This window comes from Nocardia aurantia, assembly GCF_009604425.1.
In the GTDB taxonomy this organism is placed as follows: domain Bacteria; phylum Actinomycetota; class Actinomycetes; order Mycobacteriales; family Mycobacteriaceae; genus Nocardia; species Nocardia aurantia.
Genome location: NZ_WEGI01000002.1, coordinates 417498 through 437896, shown reverse-complemented (window position 1 = coordinate 437896; position 20399 = coordinate 417498). Strand labels below are relative to the sequence as shown.

Here is a 20399-nt window from a genome sequence, read left to right as displayed (position 1 = left end):
GTCGTTGTAGTTGTGGCCTGCCCGGCGCAGCAGTGAGCAGGGCCGCGTCGGGCGGCTGTGGCCGTGGCTTGTCCGGCGTCGTGCGGTGGTTGTGGCGCGAGCGCCGCTGCCACGGCGGTCCGATACAGCCCGATCGGACACGGCCGCCCGACATCCCAGCTGTTTTTCAGGAACCGGTCGTACGCTGTGGGCGTGACGGTGTTGCCATCCCGCTCGAGTGCACTGCTACTGGTGCTTGCGGTCGCGCTGGCCGGCTTGGGCGCCGCCGGGTGCACGGCCGGCTCCAACGCCGAACGCGATGCCGAGGTGGAGCCGTCCGGGCTGGGCAAAGAGGTGACCATGCCGATCTCGGCGTCCGTCGCCACCCTGGTCGAACCCGGCGCCGAGCCCCGATCGGTCCTGCGTCCCGCCTACGTCACCGACCACACTCAACAGGTCACGCTGCGCACCGACCACCACATCGAGCAGCAGCTCAACGATCAGCCGATGCGGGACTTCTCCCCGCCGGCCGTCACCATCCCGCTCACCGCCCAGGTGTCCCGCGAGGGCGTGGATCTGACCCTCGGCACCGCCACCTCCCCGGATCCCGCGCTGGCCCAGCAGTTGCAGTCCGCGGACGGATCGCATGCCGCGTTCGCGATCAGCGACGTCGGCGCGATCACCGCCCTGCGGCTGGCCCCGAAGCCGGCCACCCCGGACGCCGCGCGCGCCGCGCTGGAACAGGCCTTCTACCAAGCGGTCTACCAATCCATCGCCTTCCCGCCCGACCCGGTGGGCGAGGGGGCGATCTGGAAGGTCCGGCAGCGGGTGTCCAGCGGTTTCCCACTGGTGCAGGTCACCACCGCGACCCTGACCCGCCGTGACGGCAATCTGCTCACCATCCAGCTCGACGTCACGCAGAAGCCCACCTCGACGGTGTGGAATCTGCCCAACAGCGCCGGATCGCTGGACATCGTCGACTATCTGATGCACGGCGCCGGCACCATCACGGTGGATCTCGGTCTGCCGCTGCCGGTCTCGGGGTCGGTGCGGGTCGGCGGCCGGCAGGTGTACCGCGATCCCCGTACCTCGGTCGCGCTGTGCCAGGACATCAGCACGCAGGTGCAATGGGGCGACTGAGCCGCGGACCGCTGGTGGCCGCCGTGGCCGTGCCGGCCGTGCTGGCCGCGGGGTGCGGCTCCGCCCATCACGGTGACGCGCTGCCGGGCCTGGGCACCGCGGTGACCGTCGCGCCGCCGGCCGCGCCGGGGCTCACCGATTCGGTCGCGCTGCGGGCGAAGCTGCTCACCACCGCCGATCTACCGCCGGGTTACACCCAGCTCGAGGACGGCCCGCCGGCGAAAGACGGTCCCGCGCAACCGGACCACTCGCGCACCGAACCGGCGGCCTGCGCGCGCGTGCTGGCCCCGGTGGCCGATCAGCTGCCGGGCGCGTCCGCCCGCGGCGCGGTGCACTACGCCACACCGGATTTCGACAGTATCGACATCGATGTGGCCAGCTATCCCAACGGCGGTGCGGCGCAAGCGTTCTCGGTCGTGCAGTCGCTGCTGCGGGACTGCGGGAGCTACGACGGCACGGATGCCGACGGCACCGCCGTGCACTACCGCCTGGGCGGACTGGCACAGCCTGCCACCGGCGACGCCTCGGCCTCGTTCCAGGTGCGGACCACCAGCGGGGGCATGACGCTGTATTCCGTGGCGACGGTGGCCGTGGTCGGTTCCAGCGTCGTGCAACTGGCCGACACCTCGCCGAAGGCGATCGACCCCGCGGTCCTGCACGACCTCGTCGGCAAGCAGGCGAGCCGATTGCAGGGCCTGACCGGACCCTGAGTACCGGTCCCGGTGCCCGTTCGCCGGACCGCGCCGGCCCGCCGCGTCACCCGTTCCCGGCTCGCGCCGACCAGCCGCTGTCCCGCCGTCGCCGGCGGGTTGCCGCGAGATCATGAAGGCCTCTACGAAAATCCGATGTCCCGCTGGAGAGAATATGGTTTACGCGAGAGGATAACCCGGTTACTCTAGTAACCGTGTTACAGTTCCGGCGTGAGCAGAGCGGCTGGCCGCGACCCGAGGGAGCGCATCATCGAGGTCGTGCTCACGCTGTTGCAGACCGAGGGTTACGACTCGGTGCAACTGCGCCGGGTGGCGCGGCTGTCGCAGGCCTCGCTGGCCACCGTCTACAAACTCTTCTCGACCCGCGACGAGTTGATCGTCGCGGCGATCGTGGACTGGATGGCGGTCAACGCCTATCCGGACCTGGCCGCGCCGGCTCCCGAAGAGACGGTGTACGAGGGTCTGATGCGCTTGCTGCGCAGCGTCTTCCAGCCGTGGGAACGCAGTCCGGGGATGCTGGAGGCGTTCCATCGGGCGCGTTCGGGCCCGGGTGGTACGAGTCTGGACGTGCAGGGCTTCGACGCGGTGGTCCCGGTCGCCGGTCAGATCTTCGGCGGAGCGGATCCGGAGTACGTCGCGGATGTCGGCCTGGTGCTGACCAACATGATCTACGCGCTGATCGCCCGGTTCGCCGAGCGGACCATCGAGATCGGCGAGATCCTGCCCACCCTGGAGCGGGTGGTCCGGCGGCTCACCGTGAACAACGAGATCCCCGCCGGGCAGGCGCTGAACCGCCGGCCCGCGCCCGGACAGGAACAACCCTTCTACCTCGACCCCGCCGTCATGGCGCCGCTGCGCCGGCGTGCCGAGGGTCGTCCCGCATCGACGGATTCGGATCCGGAGTCGCCCGCGCATCGCCACGGCACCGGCTGACCGGATCCGGACACCGTCCGGGCGCCGGTCGGTATCGGCGATCGAACGGGGGGTGGTGATTCCGATCGAATATCCGATCGGCGGAAATACATTGTGAACAATATCGTCGGGTGACTGCGCAAAGCCGGTCACCGCATTCTCGACGCCTGTTGCGCAGGGGGCAGGAGGCGCATTCCCCTGTACCCCGGAAAATATTCAGAAACATCATCGAATACCTTTCCGGCACCTATTGACTCGGGCCTGTGACGGTCGGCACAATCTTCGCGGAAGCCAATCGGGAAAAAGCCGCCACCGGCGCACAGCCCCCCGCCGAACGGTCCACTGCCGGTAGATATTCGCCGCAGGCAAGGTCCGTCGGCACGTGCCGGAGAGTTTCGCGATCGGCCGGTAGAAAATGCCGGTCGCCGCTTCGAGTCGTCCTTTTCTCGATGACCAGATCCAGGAGTTTTCATGACCGACTTCGACACGGTCGATTATTTCACCGATCCCGCGCTCGTTCCGGATCCGTATCCGTACTACGACCATCTGCGCGCCAAGTGCCCGGTCGTTCGTGAGCCGCACTACGGAGTGCTCGCGGTGACCGGATACGAAGAATCCGACAAGGTGCTGCGGGACACGGACGGGAATTTCTCGTCGTGTATCGCGGTCGGCGGCCCGTTCCCGCCGCTGCCGTTCGAGCCGGTCGGCGACGACATCGGCGCGCTCATCGCCGAGCATCGCACGCAGCTGCCGATGTACGAGCACATGGTCACCATGGATCCGCCGGACCACACCACCGCGCGTTCCCTGCTGAGCCGGTTGCTGACCCCGGCCCGGCTCAAGGAGAACGAAGAGTTCATGTGGCGGCTGGCCGACCGGGTGCTCGACGAGTTCGTCGCCAACGGCAGCTCCGAATTCGTCGCCGACTACGCGAAGCCGTTCTCGCTGCTGGTGATCGCCGATCTGCTCGGCGTGCCGGAGGAGGACCACGAGGAGTTCCGCTGGGTGCTCACCGGCGACCGGCCCGGCAGCCGGGTCGGCGCGATCGACGGCGACATCGTCGAGGCCAACCCGCTGGTCTACCTGGACGAGAAGTTCTCCGCCTACATCAGCGACCGCCGCGAGAACCCGCGCGACGACGTGCTGACCCAGCTGGCCCTGGCCAAGTACCCCGACGGCAGCACCCCCGAGGTGCTCGACGTCGTCCGCACCGCGACCTTCGTGTTCGGCGCCGGCCAGGAGACCACCGCCAAACTGCTCGCCGCGGTGATGCGGGTCTTCGGCGATCAGCCCGAACTGCAGCAGGCGTTGCGGGCCGACCGCAGCCTCATCCCCGCCTTCATCGAGGAGACCCTGCGGCTGCACGCTCCCGTCAAGAGCAGCTTCCGGCTGGCGAAGAAGACCACCAGCATCGGCGACGTCCCGGTACCGGCCGGCTCGATCGTCATGGTGTGCCCGGGTGCGGCCAACCGCGACCCGCAGCGCTTCGAGAACCCGCACGAGTTCCGCGTCGACCGCCCGAACTTCCGCGAGCACATCGCGTTCGGCCGCGGCCCGCACACCTGCCCCGGCAGCCCGCTCGCGCGGGTCGAGGGCCGGGTGTCGATCGAGCGGATCCTCGACCGGATGCTCGACATCACCATCGACGAGGACAAGCACGGCCCGGCCGACGCGCGGCGCTACACCTTCGAGCCGACCTTCATCCTGCGCGGCCTCACCGATCTGCACATTCGGTTCACCCCGGGACCCGCTCGCTAGGACCCCCGGATCGGCGCCACATCGGAGTAGCAGCCAGCAGGTAGGTAGGTAGCACGTGTCGACCATGTTCGAACCAGACGGCCGCGGTCCGTCGGCGGCGAAACTGCTGTTGACGGGGATCTGTTTCGTCGCCGTCGCCGCCGTCGCCGCGACGGCCATGATTGCGAATTCGCAAGGGGTATTTCGCAAGTCCGTGACCGTCGTGGCCGTCATGGCGAACGTGGGCGACGGCCTGCCACCGAAATCCGATGTGAAGTACGAGGGAGTCCGGGTCGGTTTCGTCACCGACGTCACCCCGGCGGCCGCGGCCGGGACGAACGAGGTGCACATCCGGCTCGGCCCCGAGTACGCACCGCACATCCCCGCTACGGTCACCGCCCGGGTGGTGCCCAGCAATGTGTTCGCGGTGCCGTCGATCCAATTGCTGGACAACGGATCCGCGCCGGCGCTGGTCTCCGGCAGCCGGATCGCTCAGGACCGCAGCCTCGCCACCGTGCGCCTGCAGACCTCGCTGGATCAGCTGCGGCAGATCGTCGCGGCGGTCGGCAGGCAGGGCACGGACTCCGCGGTCGGCATGCTCGCGACGCTTGCCACCGCCACCGACGGGCGCGGCGCGGCGCTCGGTGACGCCGGCTCGCAGCTGCGGCAGATCGTTGCCGCACTGCGGTCGGTGGTCTCCACCCAGGACTCGCCGACCACCCTGGACGCGCTGTCCGCCGCGCTGCGCGAATTGCAGACGACCGCACCGGAACTGCTGGATGCCCTGCACCACTCGGTGGTGCCGATGCTGACGATCGCGCAACAGCGCGAGCAGCTCACCGCGCTGCTGAGCGGCGGGCTGCACACCACCGGCACGGTCGGGGACGCGCTGGACCGCCGCATCGACCAGATCGTCGACATGACCGGCCACATGGGACCGGCGCTGGACGCTCTCGGCGACGGCGCCGCCACCTTCCCGCGGATCACCCTGTCGGTGACGAGGCTGACCACCGCCTTCGTCGGTCTGTGGAATCCCGACACCCAGCGGATCACCGCCAAGGTCATCGTGCAGATGACCCCGAACCGGCAGTACACCCGGGCCGACTGCCCCCGTTACGGCGATCTGGCCGGTCCGAGCTGCGTCACCGGCCCGACCGAGGCGACGCCCGCCGCCGGGCAACTGCCGTCCGGCCTGGATCCGAAGAACTTCCGGCCCCCGGCCTCGCTGGGACCCGACATCGGTCCGGTCGGCAGCCCACAGGAACAGCAGCAGATCGCGGGCATCCTCGGCGGGCCGCCGAACGCCGCCGCGGACCTGCTGTTCGGCCCGCTGGTGCGCGGCACGACCGTCACGGTCGCACCGGACCCGAACGGAGGTTCGTGATGAGTTATCGCCGGTCGTTGGTGGTACTGGTGGTCTTCCTGATCGTCTCGGCGGTGCTGAGCTGGACGGTCGTGGTCACCCTGGAACGTGGTGTCGCGGGCGGCACGTCGAAGTATTCGGCGCTGTTCAGCGATGTGTCCGGGCTGCGGGTCGGCGACGACGTGCGCGTGGCCGGCGTCCGGGTCGGCCGGGTCGAGTCGATCGGCCTCGCCGGAACCGTTGCCCGCGTGGGCTTCCGGGTGCAGAACGATCAGGTCCTCTACGGCGACAGCACCGTATCGGTCACCTACCAGAATCTGATCGGGCAGCGGTACCTCGGCATCGCGCGCAGCGGGCAGGGCGACCTCGCCGCGCTGCGGCCCGGCGCCGAGGTCCCGATCGAGCGCACCGAGCCGTCGTTCGACATCTCCAAGCTGCTCAACGGTTTCGAGCCGCTGTTCGGCACCCTGGACCACAAGGCGGTCGACAACATCAGCGGCGCGCTGATCCGGGCGCTACAGGGCGACAACGGCGCGATCACCACGCTGATCGCCGAAACCACCCAGCTGGCAGAGACTTTCGCCGGACCGGACGAGATGCTCGGCCGGGTGATCACGAATCTCACCACCATCGTGGACAATCTGGCGAAGCAGAGCGGCAACCTGACCACGGTCATCCAGCAGACCCGCACGGTCTTCGAGGGGCTGGACGCCAACCGCCAGGCGCTGTTCGACTCGGTGGACGAGATCGCGAAGGTGGTCGGCCGTGCCTCCCAGATCATCGTCGCGGACCGGCCCGCGCTGAGCGAATTCATCAATCGCGAGCCAGGTTTCGCCCAGCATTTCGTCGACAACAAGAACAAGTTCGAATTGATGGGGGACAACCTGCCGTTGGTGCTGAAGGGGATGGCCCGGATGACGCAGGACGGTGCGTACGTGGAGGCCTACCCCTGCGACGTGCGGTTGTCCCTCACTCCCGGACTGGGCCCGCTGATCCCGGAGATCGTCGACAGCGCGACCCCGGGCGGGGTCGCCAAGCACACCTCGAAATGCAGGTGAGCAGATGAGCATCGGTCAACGATTGAAGAGTTCCGGAAATCGCCTGCGGCGCTTACCACTCGAGGAATATCCGCGAGTGTGGCTCGGCTTCGCCGCCATCGGCCTGCTGGTGGTGGTGATCCTGGCGGCCCTGGGGATCAATTCGCTCAATGTCGGCGACCGCCGGCTGGAGGCCGATTTCGCGCAGGCCGCCCAGCTCGGCGCGGGCGATCAGGTCACGGTCGCGGGCGTCCCGGTCGGCCATGTGGCCGATATCCGGCTCGCGGGCGACCACGTGACGGTGACCTTGAGCGTGCACCACGACGTGCCGCTGGGCGCCGACACCGCCGCCGCCATCAAACTGACCACGCTGCTGGGCAACCGATACGTCGAGCTCGCCCCCCGGGGCCCCGGCAGTGCCGGACGAATCCCGCTGGCGCACACCACTGTTCCCTACGATCTGCAATCCGCGCTGACCGATGTGACCCGCACCTTCGACCAGGTCGACGCCGACCAGGTGGGGCAGGCGCTGACCGATCTGTCCGGCCAGCTGACCGGCCTGCCCGCGCTGGTGCCCGCGGCGATGCAGAACGTGAAGACCCTGTCGGCGGTGATCGCCCAGCGCCGCGATCAACTCGGCGCGCTGCTGGCCAGTACCGCGAAACTCACCGAGATCGTGCGGGCGCAGCAGGCGAACATCGGTTCCCTGGTCACCCAGGGCCGCAGCCTGCTCGCCGAGGTGCAGGCCCGCCGGCAGGCGATCGAGTCGATGATCGCGGCGAGCAGTCACCTGATCGACTCGCTGAAGCCGCTCGTGGTGGACGATCAGCCCGAACTCCAGGGCCTGCTCACCAATCTGAACGAGATGACGGGGATGCTGAGCCGGCACGACGACCTGCTGCGCAACCTCCTGCAGATCCTCCCGGTGCCGTGGCGATCGTGGGCCAACCTCACCGGCACCGGCCCGGAACTGGACGCCAACGCGCCCTACGGCGCCTTCCTCGACTCGTTCATGTGTGCCCTGGTCGGTCGGGCGCCGCAGGTCGACATCGCTCCGTACACGAAGGACTGCAAATGAGCAGACTGTCCCGCCGGATCGTGCTGGCGCTGCTGATCGTGCTCACCGTCGTGGCCGTGGGCGCCGCCGCCGGGCCGTTCTCCGGCGACGGCACCCTCACCGTGACCGCCCAGTTCGACAACGCCGCCGGCCTGTACGTCGGCAACGCGGTCGACATGCTGGGCATGAAGATCGGGAAGGTCGAGTCCATCACCCAGCGTGGCGCCTACGTCGAGGTGCGGATGAGCGTGCGGAGCTCGGTGCCGATCCCGGCCGACGCGACGGCGGTGACGGTGTCGGATTCGGTGCTCACCGACCGGCACGTCGAATTCACCCCGCCCTATCGCGGCGGCCCGGTGCTGCGCGACCACGCCACCCTGGACCCGGACCACACCCGGACCCCGATCGAATTCGACAGTGTGCTGGCGATGGCCGACAAACTCTCGAAATCGCTGGACGGCGACGGCGCCGGGCACGGCCCGATCGCGGGCCTGGTCGACGTCGGCGCGTCGACCGCCGGGCACGGCGAGGACATCAAGGCGGCCCTGGACCAGCTCGCCGGGGCGCTGCGCACCGGTCCCGACCAAGGCGCGGCCACCAAGGACGCGGTCACGAAGATCGTCACCGATCTGGACTCGCTGACCGCGGCGGCCGCGGCCAACGATCAGCAGATCCGCGACTTCGGTTCCGGCGTGCACCAATTGAGCGATCTGCTGGCCGACCAGCAACTCGGCACCGGCGACACCGGCGCGAAGCTGAACCAGATCCTCGCGGCCACCACCGATCTCATGCAGCGCAACCGGGGCGCGATCGCCTCGACGGCCGGCAACGCGAACGTGATGATGCGCAGCCTGTCGGATTACCAGCGCAACATCGCGGAGTTCATGGACCTGTTCCCGCTGGCGGTCGACAACGCCTACGCCGTCGTCGATCCCGATCTGCGCGTCGGCCGGGTGCACATCAACGTGGACAAGGTCGTCCTGGACGGGCAGATGGTCAAGGAGGTGTGCAACCTGCTGGATCTGAAACAGCTGGGCTGCAACACCGGCAAGATGTCGGACATGGGCCCCGACTTCGGGGTGGTGGCCATGCTGGCCGGAATCGCGGGGTTGCCGAAATGAGTTCGGGTACAACGAGTTCGAATGTGCGACGCGGCACCGGCGCGGTACTGCCGGTGGTGGTGCTGGCGCTGGCCGCGGCCGGTTGCTCCTCGGGCGGACTGGATCAGGTGCCGCTGCCGGCGCCGTCGATCGGCCCGAGCTATCACCTGACCGCCACCTTCGCCAACGCGCTCAACCTGCCGGCGAAGGCGCCGGTGAAGGTGAACGGCGCCGACGTCGGCCAGGTCGAGTCGATGCGGGCGCACGACTACAACGCGGTGGTCACCGTGCGGGTCCGGTCCGGGGTGTCCCTGCCGGTCGGCACGACGGCCGAATTGCGTTCGGCCACACCGCTGGGCGATGTGTTCATCGCGCTCACCCCGCCGCCGGACCCCGCCGTCGCGGGCGGCCGGACGCTGCGCGACGGCGACGCCATCCCGCAGTCCGGCACCTCGGCCGCCGCGACGATCGAGGAGGTGCTGACCCGTGCGGCACTGCTGGTGAACGGTGGCGTGATCCGTGATCTGACCAAGGTGATCAACGGCGCCGGTGCCGAACTCGACGGCCGCGGCGACCGACTCGCCGACCTCATCGCCGAGACCACCCAGCTGGTCCGGACCCTGTCGGCGCGTTCGGATCAGATTCGGTCCGCGGTACGTGACGCCGCCGCGCTCACCGATACCGTTGCCGCGCAACAGTCCACGGTGAACGATGCCGTGGCCGCCGCGGGACCGGCGCTGGACGCCATCGGGTCGAATACCCGGAACATCGTCGACCTGGTCGGCCGGCTGAACCGGATCGCCCTACTGCTGCAGAAGTTCCCGACGATCAACGGCACCGGGGGGCGCAGCATCGTCACCGATCTGAACAACCTCGCCGCCGGACTCAACACCGCCGCAACCGATCCCGAGGCGAACCTCGATTCGCTCAACAAGACCTTCGCGATCGTCGGCGGCAAGGTCGCCAACGCCACCGGCGCCACCGCCGACGCCGACATCATCCAGTTCGCGCTCGGCACCGGGCCCGACCCGAACTTCCCCGGCGATCCGACGGCGAAGGTGCCCGACGGAACCGACTGGGCCAACTTCGTCGGCTCGCTGGCCTATACCCTCGGCCGGCTGCACGACCGCGTGATCGGACCGGGACGATGAGCGAGAATGCCGGGCGCGCAAGCAGTTCCGGACCCGTCGACGCGGTGGCCGGGGTGGTGGTCGGGGTGTTCGGCTTCCTGACCCGGCAGCGGGCCGTGGTGTCACTGGTCGCCCTCGTCGCGGTGCTGCTGCTGGGCGCGTCCTACCTGACCTTCGGTTCGCTCCAGGTGAATCCGTTGCACTCGACCTATGCGGTCCGGGTGCACCTGCGCGATTCCGGTGGCCTGCTGGCGGATCGGGACGTCACCGTGCGCGGTGTGCGGGTCGGCCGGGTGTCGTCGGTGGACATCGGCACCGGCGGGGTGACCGCGATCGCCGTCATCGACGGCAACGTGCACATCCCCGCCGACAGCGACGCGCGCGTCCTCGGATTGTCCGCGGCGGGTGAGCAGTACCTGGACTTCGTGCCCACCAAGAGCTCCGGGCCCTACCTCGCCGACGGCGCGGTCATCGGAGTGGACCGGACCACGACCCCGGTCACCCTGGCCCAGCTGCTGGGCGACCTGAACGGCACCATCGTGCAGCTGGATCCGGCGAAACTGCACGCCATCGTGCAGGAGCTGGGCGTGAGCTCGGCCGGGCCGGAGAAGCTCACCGCGATCGTCAACGGCGGGGTGTTCCTGCTCGATACCCTCGGCGGGGTCCTGCCGCAGACCACCGACCTGCTGCGCAACAGCCGGGTGGTGCTCGGCACCGTCCGCGATCTCGCGCCGGGCCTGCGGGCCACCGCGGCCGATCTGGACAGCACGCTCGCCGGGGTGGAGAAGATGACCGGCGGCTACACCACGCTGGTGGGGCTCACCCCGGACGCGCTGCGGACGATGGACGGCATCATCGCCGACAATTCGCCGACGATGGTCCAGCTGCTGGGCAGTCTGGCGACCGTGGCGCAGATGTCCTATCTGCACGTGCCCGCGATGCGCGAGGTGTTCTTCCCTACGCAGCGCGACGGTTCGGCGGCGGACCGGCTGACCTCGGCCTTCCACGACGGCTACGCCTGGGCGCTGGCCAGCATCTACCCGCGCAAGCAGTGCGACTACGACACCCCGCGGCTGCCGGTGAGCGCGCCGAATTTCCCCGAGCCGTACCTCTACGCCGATTGCCGGGATCCGGATCCGACCCTGGTGCCGCGCGGCGCCCGCAACGCGCCCCGCCCGCCCGGCGACGACACGCTGAATCCGCCGCCGGGAGCGGATCCGCTCGCGACCGCCGACCCCACGCCGCGGCAGCCGCAGACGATGCCGACCCCCTACGGCGGTCCCTATGTGCCCAGATAGCCCGTACTTCCGATGATTGCAGGGAGGCCTTCAATGGAGAAGACGACACCGGGGACGGTGCTCGAAGCCGACACCGACGAAGCGACCGATGCCACGAAATCGACTACGGGACAGAGTGTCTCGGAGTCGGAGGCGAAGGCGCCCGAAACCAGCGCCGAAGAGTCCTCCGCCGCAAGCGGTGACGAGCCTGCCGCCGCGAGTGGTGCGAAGGCTTCCGCCGCCGGCGCCGAGAAGCCTTCCGGCACAGTCGCCGACGAGCCTTCCGCGGCACTCGCCGTGGCGCCTGCCGCGACCGCCGACACGTCCGCCGGTACCGCGAAAGCCGGCCCGGCCGGAAAGACCGGGGCCGAGCCCGGACGCCGGCGCCTGCTCCTGCGCGGCGGCCTCGCCGCCGGCGCCGTGCTGCTGGTCGTGGCCACGGTGCTCGCCGTGGTCTTCGCCTGGAAGCTGCACAACCGGGACCGAGTGGATGCCGCGGCCCGGGAGGCCGCGGCCACCGCCCAGTCCTACGTGGTCACGCTGACCAGCATCGACTCCCAGCATATCGACCAGAATTTCACCGACGTGCTCGGCGGCGCGACCGGCGACTTCAAGGATATGTACGCCCAGTCCAGCACCCAGCTGAAAACCCTGCTGGTGCAGAACAAGGCCGTCAGCAAGGGCCGGGTCGTGGACGCCAGCATCAAGTCCGCGTCCGTGGATCGCGTGGAGGTCATGCTGTTCGTGGACCAGGAGGTCAGCAACTCCGCGAGCCCCGATCCGCGCGTCGACCGCAGCCGCATCCTGATGACGATGCAGCGCGTCGGCGGCCACTGGCTGGCCGCCAAAGTGGAAATGGTCTGATGTGACTGCCGGTGAGTTGGTGATCGATCGGCCCTCCGGGCCGGCGCCGGTCGACGCGATCAAAGGCTGGGCCCGGGGTTATCTGCGACGGCATCCGATCGCCTCGCTGGAGACCGTCGGCGCGCAGTTCGTGATGGGCGTGCGGGCCTTCCAGTATCTGTTCTTCGACCTCGTGACCGGGAAGTTCGCCTTCCGGGAGTTCGTCTTGCAGTCGGCGTTCATGATCAAGACGTCGATTCTGCCGACGATCGCGGTGGCGCTGCCGATCAGCGCCACGCTGTCCATCCAGTTCGGCCTGCTCGCCGGGCAGGTCGGCGCGACCTCGCTCGCGGGCGCGGCCAGCGGGCTGGCGGTGATCCGGCAGGCCGCTCCCGTGGTGACCGCGATGCTGCTGGCGGCCGCGGTCGGCTCGGCGATCTGCGCCGATCTGGGCTCGCGGACCATCCGCGAGGAGATCGACGCGATGGAGGTCATGGGCGTGCCGGTGATGCGCCGGCTGGTGGTGCCGCGGGTCGCTGCGGGCGTGGTGGTCGCCGTCGGTCTGACCGGCCTGTCCGCCTTCGTCGGCTTCCTCGCCGGCTACCTGTTCAACGTCTACATCCAGGGCGGTACGCCGGGCAGTTTCGTGGCGACCTTCTCCTCCTTCGCCACCATCGGCGATATGTACCTGGCGGTGGTGAAGGCGGTGGTGTTCGGCCTGATCGTGACGATCGTCGCGTGCCAGAAGGGCTTGAGCACCAAGGGCGGTCCCAGCGGCGTGGCCGATTCGGTGAACGCGACGGTGGTCGCCTCGATCGTGCTGCTGATGCTGGTGAACGTCGGTTTCACGGAGATCTACACGATGTTGTTCCCGCGGGCGGCGCTCTAGATGGCCGCGCAGTATTACCCCCTGTCGCTCGGCACGATCGTCCGGGCCGCCGACCCGCCGGCGAAGCTGTTCATGCGGCTGGGCCACATGGCGCTGTTCTTCCTGAAGTCGCTGGCCTCGATACCGATCGTGCTGCGGCACTACCGCCGCGAGTTGGTGCGGCTGATCTCCGTCGTCACCTGGGGCAACGGCTCGCTGATCGTCGGCGGCGGCACGGCCGGGATCATCATCGTGCTCGGCGGCAGCGCCGGGGCGCTGGTCGGGATCGAGGGTTACAGCGCGCTGAAACTGCTCGGCATCGGCCCGGCCACCGGCCTGATCTCCGCGACCGCCTCGACCCGGGAGCTCGCCCCGATCATGGCGTCGATCGCCTTCGCCTCGCAGGCGGGCTGCCGTTTCACCGCCCAGCTGGGCGCCATGCGGATCTCGGAGGAGATCGACGCGATGGAGACGCTGGCGATCCGCTCGATCCCCTATCTGGTGACGACCCGGCTGATGGCCTCGATCGCGGCGATCGTGCCGCTGTACGTCGTGTGCCTGGTGGTGAATTTCCTTGCGGTGCAACTGACCATCGGGCTGGCGGGCAGTCAGTCGCCCGGTACCTACGACCACTACTTCCGCATGGTGCTCAGCGGTACCGACGTCGTCTACTCGCTGGTGAAAGCCGTTGTCTTCGTGATCATCACGACCACGATCCAGTGCTACTACGGCTACTACTCGAGCGGCGGCCCGGAGGGCGTCGGCGTGGCCGCGGGGCGGGCCATGCGGGCCGGCATCACGGTGATGATCTGCGTCAACCTGCTCATGACGATGGCGTTGTGGGGATTCGACGCCGGCGCGCGGATCAGTGGGTGATGCGGTGTGAGAACGGTATTCACTTCTCTCGAGACCTTCGTTTTCAAATACGGCATAGCGGCTATTGACAGGGGTCTGGGGCAATGTTAGACAGGTGTACAGCATCGGCGAGCGGCCGTCGACCGGCCGTCCGCGCAGTCCGCACTCGAACCCTGTCCGCGCTCCTCCGATCCCCGATCCCGCTCACCGTGCTACCCACCCGTGGCGATCCCCGGCAGCCCCCGGTGACCGCCGTACCCCTGACCGACGACGGTTCCCGGCCTGTGCCCGATCCGCGCCGGCATCCGAAGCGAATGGAGGGCCTGTCGTGACGACCGGTACTGCCACAGCGGGTTTCGTCGGCGCGCGGGTTCCGCGCATCGAGGATCTGCGGCTGGTGACCGGCGCGGGCGAGTACGTGGACGACATCGTCCGGCCGGGCATGGCCCACGTGCATTTCGTCCGCAGCCCGTTACCGCGCGCGCGAATCCTCGACATCGACGTCTCCGAGGCGCTGGCGCTGGAGGGGGTGCGCGCGGTCTATACCGCCGCGGACCTGAACTCCGAGGTTCACGAGCTGGTCTACGCGCTGGACCTGCCCGGCATGCCGCCGGTGCCGCGGCCGCCGCTGGCCGAGGGCGAGGTGCGGTTCGTCGGTGATCCGGTCGCGCTGATCGTCGCCGTCGACCGGTACGTCGCCGAGGACGCGGCCGAACTGATCGTCGTCGACTACGACCCGCTGCCGCCGATCGTCGACTACACCACCGCCGCGGAGAACCCCGAGCTGGTGCACGCCGACTGCCCGGCCAACCTCGCCGCCCTGATCCCCGGTATGCCGGCCGAGCAGCGGCAGCAGATCTACGACGACGCCGCACATGTGGTGCGGCAGCACATCTTCCAGCAGGGCTACGTGCCCGTGCCGATGGAGACCCGCGGCCTGATCGCGGAATGGTCCGCGCCGACCGGCGAGATGACCATCTGGGCCTCCACCCAGTCCCCGCACGGCATGCGCGGCTTCTGCGCGCGGCTGCTGGGCATCCCGGAACACCTCGTGCGCGTGGTGGCCCGCGACACCGGCGGCGGCTTCGGCCAGAAGGTCGTTCCCGGCCGCGAGGACATCTCGGTCATGCTCGCCGCCCGCAAGCTGCGCGCCTCGCTGAAGTGGATCGAGGACCGGCAGGAGAACCTGATCGCCGCCGGCTCCGCGCGCCACGAATCCGGCATCGCGCAGATGGCCTTCGACGCCGACGGCCGAATCACGTTCGCCGCCATCGACTATCTGCAGAATGTCGGCGCCTACCCGATCCCGTCGCCGCTCACGGCGGCCTTCCCGGTCGGCATGCTCTTCACCGGTCCGTACCGGGTGCCGGCCGCCACCTTCGACCTGAAGCTGGTGTACACCAACACCGTCGGCCGCGTCGCCTACCGCGGTCCGTGGCAGTTCGAGTCGGTCGCCCGCGAGATCCTGATGGACACCGCGGCCCGGCAGATCGGCATCGATCCCATAGAACTGCGGCGGCGCAACATGATTCGCCAGGACGAACTGCCGATGGTCAACCCCAGCGGCATGCCGTACAGCGACATGACACCGCTCGAGACCTTCGAGAAGGCGATCGAGGCCCTCGATTACGAGGCGTTCCGCAAGGAACAGGAACTCGCCCGCGAGCAGGGCCGTTACCTCGGCGTCGGCACCTGCACCTACGTCGAGCCGACCGCCGGTTCGACCCCGTTCTACGCCACCGAGGGCGGCACCATCCGGATCGAGCCGTCCGGCGGCGTGAACGTCTACGTCTCCGGCGGATCGGCCGGAAACAGCCTGGAGACCACGGTCGTCCAGCTCACCGCCGACGCGCTGGGCGTGAACGTCGAGGACGTGCACACCATCCAGGGCGACACCGCCGTCACCCCGTTCGGCGGCGGCACCGGCGGCAGCCGCTCGGCCTCGGTGACCGCCGGCGCGGTCGCGGAAACCGCCGCGGCACTGCGGGATCGGATCGTGGCCATCGCGGCGCACAAGCTGAACACCCCCGCCGAGGACATCGAGTTCACCGGTGGCCGGGCCACGGTCCGGGGTGTCCCCGACGTCGCGCTGACGCTGCGGGAGATCGCCGAGATCGCCTACTTCCAGCCCGAGGCGCTGCCGCCCGGCATCCCCGCCGGACTGGAGGCCAGCGGCCGGTATCGCGCCGCGGCGCCGATGATCTGGGCCAACGCCACCCACGTGTGCACCTGCGAGGTCGACATCGAGACCGGCCGGGTCACGTTGCTGCGCTACATCGTCGGCGAGGACGTCGGCCCGATGATCAACCCGAACGTGGTCGAGGGCCAGATCTACGGCGGCACCGTACAGGGCATCGGCGGCGCGCTCTACGAGTCGCAGGCCTACGACGACGACGGCAACCCGATCGCCACCACCTTCATGGACTACCTGCTGCCGACCGCCACCGAATCGCCGACCATCGAGGTGGTCCACGTCGAATCGCACAGCGCGGGCCCCGGCGGCTTCAAGGGGGTCGGCGAGGGCGGCGCCATCGGCTCGGCCCCCGCGGTGATCAACGCGGTCGCCGACGCGCTGGCCCCGCTCGGCGTCGAGGTCGGCGCGCTGCCGCTGTCGCCGGCGACCATAGTGGGCCTGATCGACGCGGCTCGCGGAAAGGATGCCCAGTCATGAAACCGGCTGCCTTCGAATACCATTCGCCGGCGACCGCCGAGGAGGCGGTGAACTTGCTCGCCGAACTCGGCGACGAGGCGAAGGCCATCGCCGGTGGCCAGAGCCTGGTGCCGATGCTCGCGCTGCGGCTGGCCGTGTTCGACCATCTGGTGGACCTGGGCCGGGTGACCGAACTGCGCGGCATCGAAGTCCGCGGCGACACAGTGTGGATCGGCGCGGGCACCACGCACGCGGCGGTCGGCCGCTCCGAGGAGGTCCGCCGCGCGGTGCCGCTGCTGTCCCGGGCCACCCCGCACATCGGGCACTTCCAGATCCGCAACCGCGGCACCATCGGCGGCTCCATCGCGCACGCGGACGCCGCGGCCGAATATCCCGCGGTGGCACTGACTCTGGACGCCCAACTGGAGGCGCTGTCCCCGCGGGGCCGGCGCACCATCGCCGCGGCCGACTTCTTCACCGGCATGTGGAGCACCGCGCTGGAACCCGATGAACTGCTCACCGGCATCGTGTTCCCGGTGTGGCACGGCCGATCCGGCTTCGCCGTCGAGGAATTCGCCCGGCGCAGTGGCGATTTCGCCCTCGCGGGGGCCACGGTCGCGGTGCGGATCGACGCCGACTCGTGCGTGGAGCGTTGCGGCATCGGCCTTTTCGGCCTCGCGCCGACCACCGAACGTGCGGCCGCCGCCGAGGCGGAACTGATCGGCCGCCGCGTGTCGGAGATCTCGGCCGACGAGGTCGGCCACGCCGCGACCGCGGGCCTGACCTCGGTGCCGTCGGACATGCACGGCTCCGGCGACTATCGCAAGCGCATCGGCGCGCAGATGGTGGCGCGCGCCTGGCGCCGCGCCGTCGACGAGGCCGGAAACGACTGAGGAGACGGGAACAATGACCGATATCGACATCGAAGTGCGGATCAACGGCGATCTGCATCGGGATCGGGTGCCCCCGCGGCTGGTGCTCGCCGACTACCTGCGCACCCGGCGCGGCCTGACCGGAACCCATCTGGGCTGTGAGCACGGCGTGTGCGGAGCGTGCACGGTCCTGCTGGACGGCGCCGCGGTGCGGGCCTGCCTGATCTTCGCGGTGCAGGCCGACGGATCGGAGATCACCACGGTCGAGGGCATCGCCTCCCCGGACGGCGAGCTGTCGCCGGTGCAGGCGGCGTTCCGCGAGCACCACGGATTGCAGTGCGGTTTCTGCACACCGGGATTCATCGTCTCGGCCACCGCGTTCCTGCGCGAGAACCCGGAGCCGACCGAGGGCGAGATCCGGGAGGCCATCTCCGGCAACCTGTGTCGCTGCACCGGGTACCAGGGGATCGTGAAAGCCGTTGCCTCCGCGGCCGAGACGATGAAACAAGCATCTCTGGAAGGATCAGCGTGAAACTCGAGAACACATTCGGCATACCCGTCCCGGCGGCGGACGCCTGGAAGGTGCTGCTGGATCTGGAGCGCATCGCGCCCTGTGTTCCCGGCGCCACCCTGACCGGCAGCGACGGGGACGCCTTCCAGGGCCGGATCAAGGTGAAGCTCGGCCCGATCGGCCTCACCTACAACGGCACCATCCGGATCGTGTCGGCCGACGAGGACGCGCGGATCGCGGTGCTCGAGGGCGGCGGCCGGGAGGCGCGCGGCAACGGCACCGCGAAGGCGACCATCACCTGCCGGCTCGTCGAAACCGGCGACAAGACAGAGGTTTTCGTCGACACCGACCTGAACATCACCGGTAAGCCGGCCCAGTTCGGGCGCGGTGCGCTGGCCGAGGTGGCGGGCGCGCTGATCGGTCAGTTCGCCGACAACCTGGCGGATCTGATCATCGCGTCCTCCTCCACCGCAACGACTTCCGAAGCGGACTCGCCCGAACCGGAGGCGGCGCCCGGCGCCGCCGTCGCGCCGGCGTCCGCTCCGGCCGGAAACGTGCAGCCCGCGGCGCGGCCGGCTGCCGAACCGATCGACCTGCTCTCCGCCGCCGGAATCGGCGGAGAGCGGGTCGGTCTGGTTGCCGCCGTGGCGGCGCTGGCGCTGGTGCTGGTGCTGTGGCGTCGTGACCGCCGCCGCCTGGCCGCCCGCTGAGCGACGGCCCGTGGGCATCCCGATGCGCGGCCGGCCGGCGGCGCATCTTCACCGAAGCAGAAAGTGAGCAGTCAGATGACGGGAAGAGTCGAGGGCAAGGTTGCCCTCATCAGTGGCGCGGCACGTGGTCAGGGGCGTAGCCACGCCGTGCGGCTGGCCCAGGAGGGCGCCGACATCATCGCCGTCGACGTGTGCAAGCCCGTCAGTGGCACCGACCTGATCCCGAGTTCGACCCCCGAGGATCTGGCCGAGACCGCCGATCTGGTGAAGGGCCTGGGCCGGCGCATCGTCACCGCCGAGGTCGACGTCCGTGACTTCGACGCCCTGTCGGCGGCCGTGGACAGCGGCGTCGAGCAGTTGGGCCGGCTGGACATCATCTCGGCCGGCGCGGGTATCGGCAACGGTGGCGCCACGCTGGACAAGACCAGCGAAGAAGACTGGACCACCATGATCGACATCAACCTCGCCGGCGTCTGGAAGACGGTGAAAGCCGGTGTGCCGCACATCCTCTCGGGTGGCAACGGCGGGTCGATCATCCTCACCAGCTCGGTCGGCGGCCTGAAGGCCTACCCGAACACCGGTCACTACGTGGCCGCCAAGCACGGTGTGGTCGGCCTGATGCGGGCCTTCGCGGTCGAGCTGGGCCAGCACAACATCCGGGTCAACTCGGTGCACCCGACCAACGTGAACACCCCGATGTTCATGAACGAGGGCACCATGAAGATGTTCCGCCCCGACCTGGAGAGCCCGACCATCGAGGACTTCAAGCCGGTCGCCCAGTTCATGCACGTGCTGCCGATCGGCTGGGTCGAGCCCGTCGACATCAGCAACGCGGTACTGTTCCTGGCCTCCGACGAGGCCCGCTACATCACCGGTCTGACCATGACCGTCGACGGCGGCAGCACCCTGAAGTAAGCCGGGCATCGCGGTGGCGGAGTTCGATCCCGCCACCGCGCGGCGCCGGGCACTTGTCGGGGCGCTACCGGCTCAGCCGCGGGGCGGTTCCGCCGCTTCCGCCGCGACCGGCTCCGCTGCCTCCCGCGTCTCCGGCTCCAGCAGCGCCAGTTCGCGTTCGATCATCGTGAGCGCCTCGGCATGACCGCCGTCCATCCCGATCGCCTGCTCCAGCACCAGCGTCCGGGCCACCCCGGTCAGCATCACCGCCAGCGCACCCGCCGGGAAGCGCTCCGCGTCCACCCCCGCGGCGGCGATGATCCCCGTCAGCGTCTCGGTCTGGATGGCGCGAAATCGTTCCGCCGCCTCCGCGAGCGCGGCCCGGATCACCGGGCGGTGCACCGACAGCCCGACGAATTCCAGGGTGATCCGCACATCCGCCGGATCGGTGCCGAACCGCCACAGCGCGTGCAGCGGCCGGTCCGCGCGCAGCAGATCCGCCTGCAATTCCACCGCGCTCTCCACCCGCCGCTCCAGGATCGCCAGGAACAGATCGTCCATGGACCGGAAGTAGTAGTGGACCAGCTGGAATTTCAGCCCGGCCCGCTCGGCCACCCGGCGCGCGGTCACCGCCGAATACCCCTGCTCCAGCATCAACTGCTCCGCGGCCTCGACGAGGATGCCGCGATTCTTCGCGTCGGGGCCGGCGACCCTGCGCGGCGCTGCCATCCGGCTCCTCCTCACCACTGCCCGG

The 20399-nt window shown here is 69.4% G+C and carries 19 protein-coding genes; 18 read left to right on the top strand and 1 reads right to left on the bottom strand.

The window, feature by feature from the left end; all coding sequences use genetic code 11:
- Positions 1-192 precede the first annotated feature (192 nt).
- From NRB56_RS05435 to NRB56_RS05350, 18 genes are all read left to right on the top strand, one after another.
- Positions 193-1119, top strand: coding sequence for a hypothetical protein (locus tag NRB56_RS05435; RefSeq protein ID WP_319942588.1), 927 nt, complete (start codon positions 193-195; stop codon positions 1117-1119).
- On the top strand, positions 1107-1829 hold the full coding sequence (locus NRB56_RS05430) for a hypothetical protein (protein ID WP_153339358.1): 723 nt from the start codon (positions 1107-1109) through the stop codon (positions 1827-1829). The genes NRB56_RS05435 and NRB56_RS05430 overlap by 13 nt, the downstream gene beginning before the upstream one ends.
- 210 nt (positions 1830-2039) lie before the next feature.
- On the top strand, positions 2040-2762 hold the full coding sequence (locus tag NRB56_RS05425; RefSeq protein WP_319942587.1) for a TetR family transcriptional regulator: 723 nt from the start codon (positions 2040-2042) through the stop codon (positions 2760-2762).
- 450 nt (positions 2763-3212) lie between these two features.
- Entirely contained in the window at positions 3213-4499 is a 1287-nt protein-coding gene (locus tag NRB56_RS05420; protein WP_153339357.1) for a cytochrome P450, read from the top strand.
- Between the two features lie 64 nt (positions 4500-4563).
- Positions 4564-5862: an MlaD family protein gene (locus NRB56_RS05415; RefSeq protein ID WP_153339356.1), complete on the top strand. Its 1299-nt coding sequence runs from the start codon at positions 4564-4566 to the stop codon at positions 5860-5862.
- Positions 5862-6899, top strand: coding sequence for an MCE family protein (locus NRB56_RS05410; RefSeq protein ID WP_153339355.1), 1038 nt, complete (start codon positions 5862-5864; stop codon positions 6897-6899). Before NRB56_RS05415 ends, NRB56_RS05410 begins: the two co-directional genes overlap by 1 nt.
- A 4-nt stretch (positions 6900-6903) precedes the next feature.
- Positions 6904-7956, top strand: coding sequence for an MCE family protein (locus NRB56_RS05405; RefSeq protein WP_153339354.1), 1053 nt, complete (start codon positions 6904-6906; stop codon positions 7954-7956).
- A complete protein-coding gene (locus NRB56_RS05400; RefSeq protein WP_153339353.1) occupies positions 7953-9056 on the top strand; it encodes an MCE family protein in 1104 nt (367 codons plus the stop codon). Before NRB56_RS05405 ends, NRB56_RS05400 begins: the two co-directional genes overlap by 4 nt.
- Positions 9053-10186 (top strand): MlaD family protein, encoded by a 1134-nt coding sequence (locus NRB56_RS05395; RefSeq protein ID WP_153339352.1) that lies wholly within the window; start codon positions 9053-9055, stop codon positions 10184-10186. Before NRB56_RS05400 ends, NRB56_RS05395 begins: the two co-directional genes overlap by 4 nt.
- On the top strand, positions 10183-11463 hold the full coding sequence (locus NRB56_RS05390; RefSeq protein ID WP_153339351.1) for an MlaD family protein: 1281 nt from the start codon (positions 10183-10185) through the stop codon (positions 11461-11463). The genes NRB56_RS05395 and NRB56_RS05390 overlap by 4 nt, the downstream gene beginning before the upstream one ends.
- A gap of 33 nt (positions 11464-11496) precedes the next feature.
- Positions 11497-12306, top strand: a complete 810-nt coding sequence (locus NRB56_RS38225) for a hypothetical protein (RefSeq protein WP_194290730.1) — start codon at positions 11497-11499, stop codon at positions 12304-12306.
- Between the two features lies 1 nt (position 12307).
- Entirely contained in the window at positions 12308-13174 is an 867-nt protein-coding gene (locus NRB56_RS05380; protein WP_319942586.1) for an MlaE family ABC transporter permease, read from the top strand.
- Positions 13175-14029, top strand: a complete 855-nt coding sequence (locus tag NRB56_RS05375) for an ABC transporter permease (protein WP_153339350.1) — start codon at positions 13175-13177, stop codon at positions 14027-14029.
- 307 nt (positions 14030-14336) lie between these two features.
- Positions 14337-16679, top strand: coding sequence for a xanthine dehydrogenase family protein molybdopterin-binding subunit (locus NRB56_RS05370; RefSeq protein ID WP_319942585.1), 2343 nt, complete (start codon positions 14337-14339; stop codon positions 16677-16679).
- Entirely contained in the window at positions 16676-17551 is an 876-nt protein-coding gene (locus NRB56_RS05365; protein WP_153339349.1) for an FAD binding domain-containing protein, read from the top strand. Before NRB56_RS05370 ends, NRB56_RS05365 begins: the two co-directional genes overlap by 4 nt.
- A gap of 13 nt (positions 17552-17564) precedes the next feature.
- Positions 17565-18062, top strand: coding sequence for a (2Fe-2S)-binding protein (locus NRB56_RS05360; RefSeq protein ID WP_153339348.1), 498 nt, complete (start codon positions 17565-17567; stop codon positions 18060-18062).
- Positions 18059-18751, top strand: coding sequence for an SRPBCC family protein (locus NRB56_RS05355; protein WP_319942584.1), 693 nt, complete (start codon positions 18059-18061; stop codon positions 18749-18751). Before NRB56_RS05360 ends, NRB56_RS05355 begins: the two co-directional genes overlap by 4 nt.
- A gap of 75 nt (positions 18752-18826) precedes the next feature.
- Complete coding sequence (locus tag NRB56_RS05350; protein ID WP_153339347.1) at positions 18827-19666, top strand: mycofactocin-coupled SDR family oxidoreductase; 840 nt, start codon at positions 18827-18829, stop codon at positions 19664-19666.
- 72 nt (positions 19667-19738) lie between these two features.
- On the opposite strand, the gene NRB56_RS05345 is transcribed toward NRB56_RS05350, so the two are convergent.
- Positions 19739-20374: a TetR/AcrR family transcriptional regulator gene (locus NRB56_RS05345; protein ID WP_153339346.1), complete on the bottom strand. Its 636-nt coding sequence runs from the start codon at positions 20372-20374 to the stop codon at positions 19739-19741.
- Positions 20375-20399: the final 25 nt, after the last annotated feature.

Excerpts from the sequence above, each read along its gene's own strand:
- NRB56_RS05415 (WP_153339356.1), top strand. The coding sequence starts at position 4,564 with ATGTTCGAACCAGACGGCCGCGGTCCGTCGGCGGCGAAACTGCTGTTG.
- NRB56_RS05420 (WP_153339357.1), top strand. The coding sequence starts at position 3,213 with ATGACCGACTTCGACACGGTCGATTATTTCACCGATCCCGCGCTCGTT.
- NRB56_RS05345 (WP_153339346.1), bottom strand. The coding sequence starts at position 20,374 with ATGGCAGCGCCGCGCAGGGTCGCCGGCCCCGACGCGAAGAATCGCGGC.
- NRB56_RS05410 (WP_153339355.1), top strand. The coding sequence starts at position 5,862 with ATGAGTTATCGCCGGTCGTTGGTGGTACTGGTGGTCTTCCTGATCGTC.
- NRB56_RS05390 (WP_153339351.1), top strand. The coding sequence starts at position 10,183 with ATGAGCGAGAATGCCGGGCGCGCAAGCAGTTCCGGACCCGTCGACGCG.
- NRB56_RS38225 (WP_194290730.1), top strand. The coding sequence starts at position 11,497 with ATGGAGAAGACGACACCGGGGACGGTGCTCGAAGCCGACACCGACGAA.
- NRB56_RS05375 (WP_153339350.1), top strand. The coding sequence starts at position 13,175 with ATGGCCGCGCAGTATTACCCCCTGTCGCTCGGCACGATCGTCCGGGCC.
- NRB56_RS05430 (WP_153339358.1), top strand. The coding sequence starts at position 1,107 with ATGGGGCGACTGAGCCGCGGACCGCTGGTGGCCGCCGTGGCCGTGCCG.
- NRB56_RS05400 (WP_153339353.1), top strand. The coding sequence starts at position 7,953 with ATGAGCAGACTGTCCCGCCGGATCGTGCTGGCGCTGCTGATCGTGCTC.
- NRB56_RS05360 (WP_153339348.1), top strand. The coding sequence starts at position 17,565 with ATGACCGATATCGACATCGAAGTGCGGATCAACGGCGATCTGCATCGG.
- NRB56_RS05405 (WP_153339354.1), top strand. The coding sequence starts at position 6,904 with ATGAGCATCGGTCAACGATTGAAGAGTTCCGGAAATCGCCTGCGGCGC.
- NRB56_RS05365 (WP_153339349.1), top strand. The coding sequence starts at position 16,676 with ATGAAACCGGCTGCCTTCGAATACCATTCGCCGGCGACCGCCGAGGAG.
- NRB56_RS05350 (WP_153339347.1), top strand. The coding sequence starts at position 18,827 with ATGACGGGAAGAGTCGAGGGCAAGGTTGCCCTCATCAGTGGCGCGGCA.
- NRB56_RS05395 (WP_153339352.1), top strand. The coding sequence starts at position 9,053 with ATGAGTTCGGGTACAACGAGTTCGAATGTGCGACGCGGCACCGGCGCG.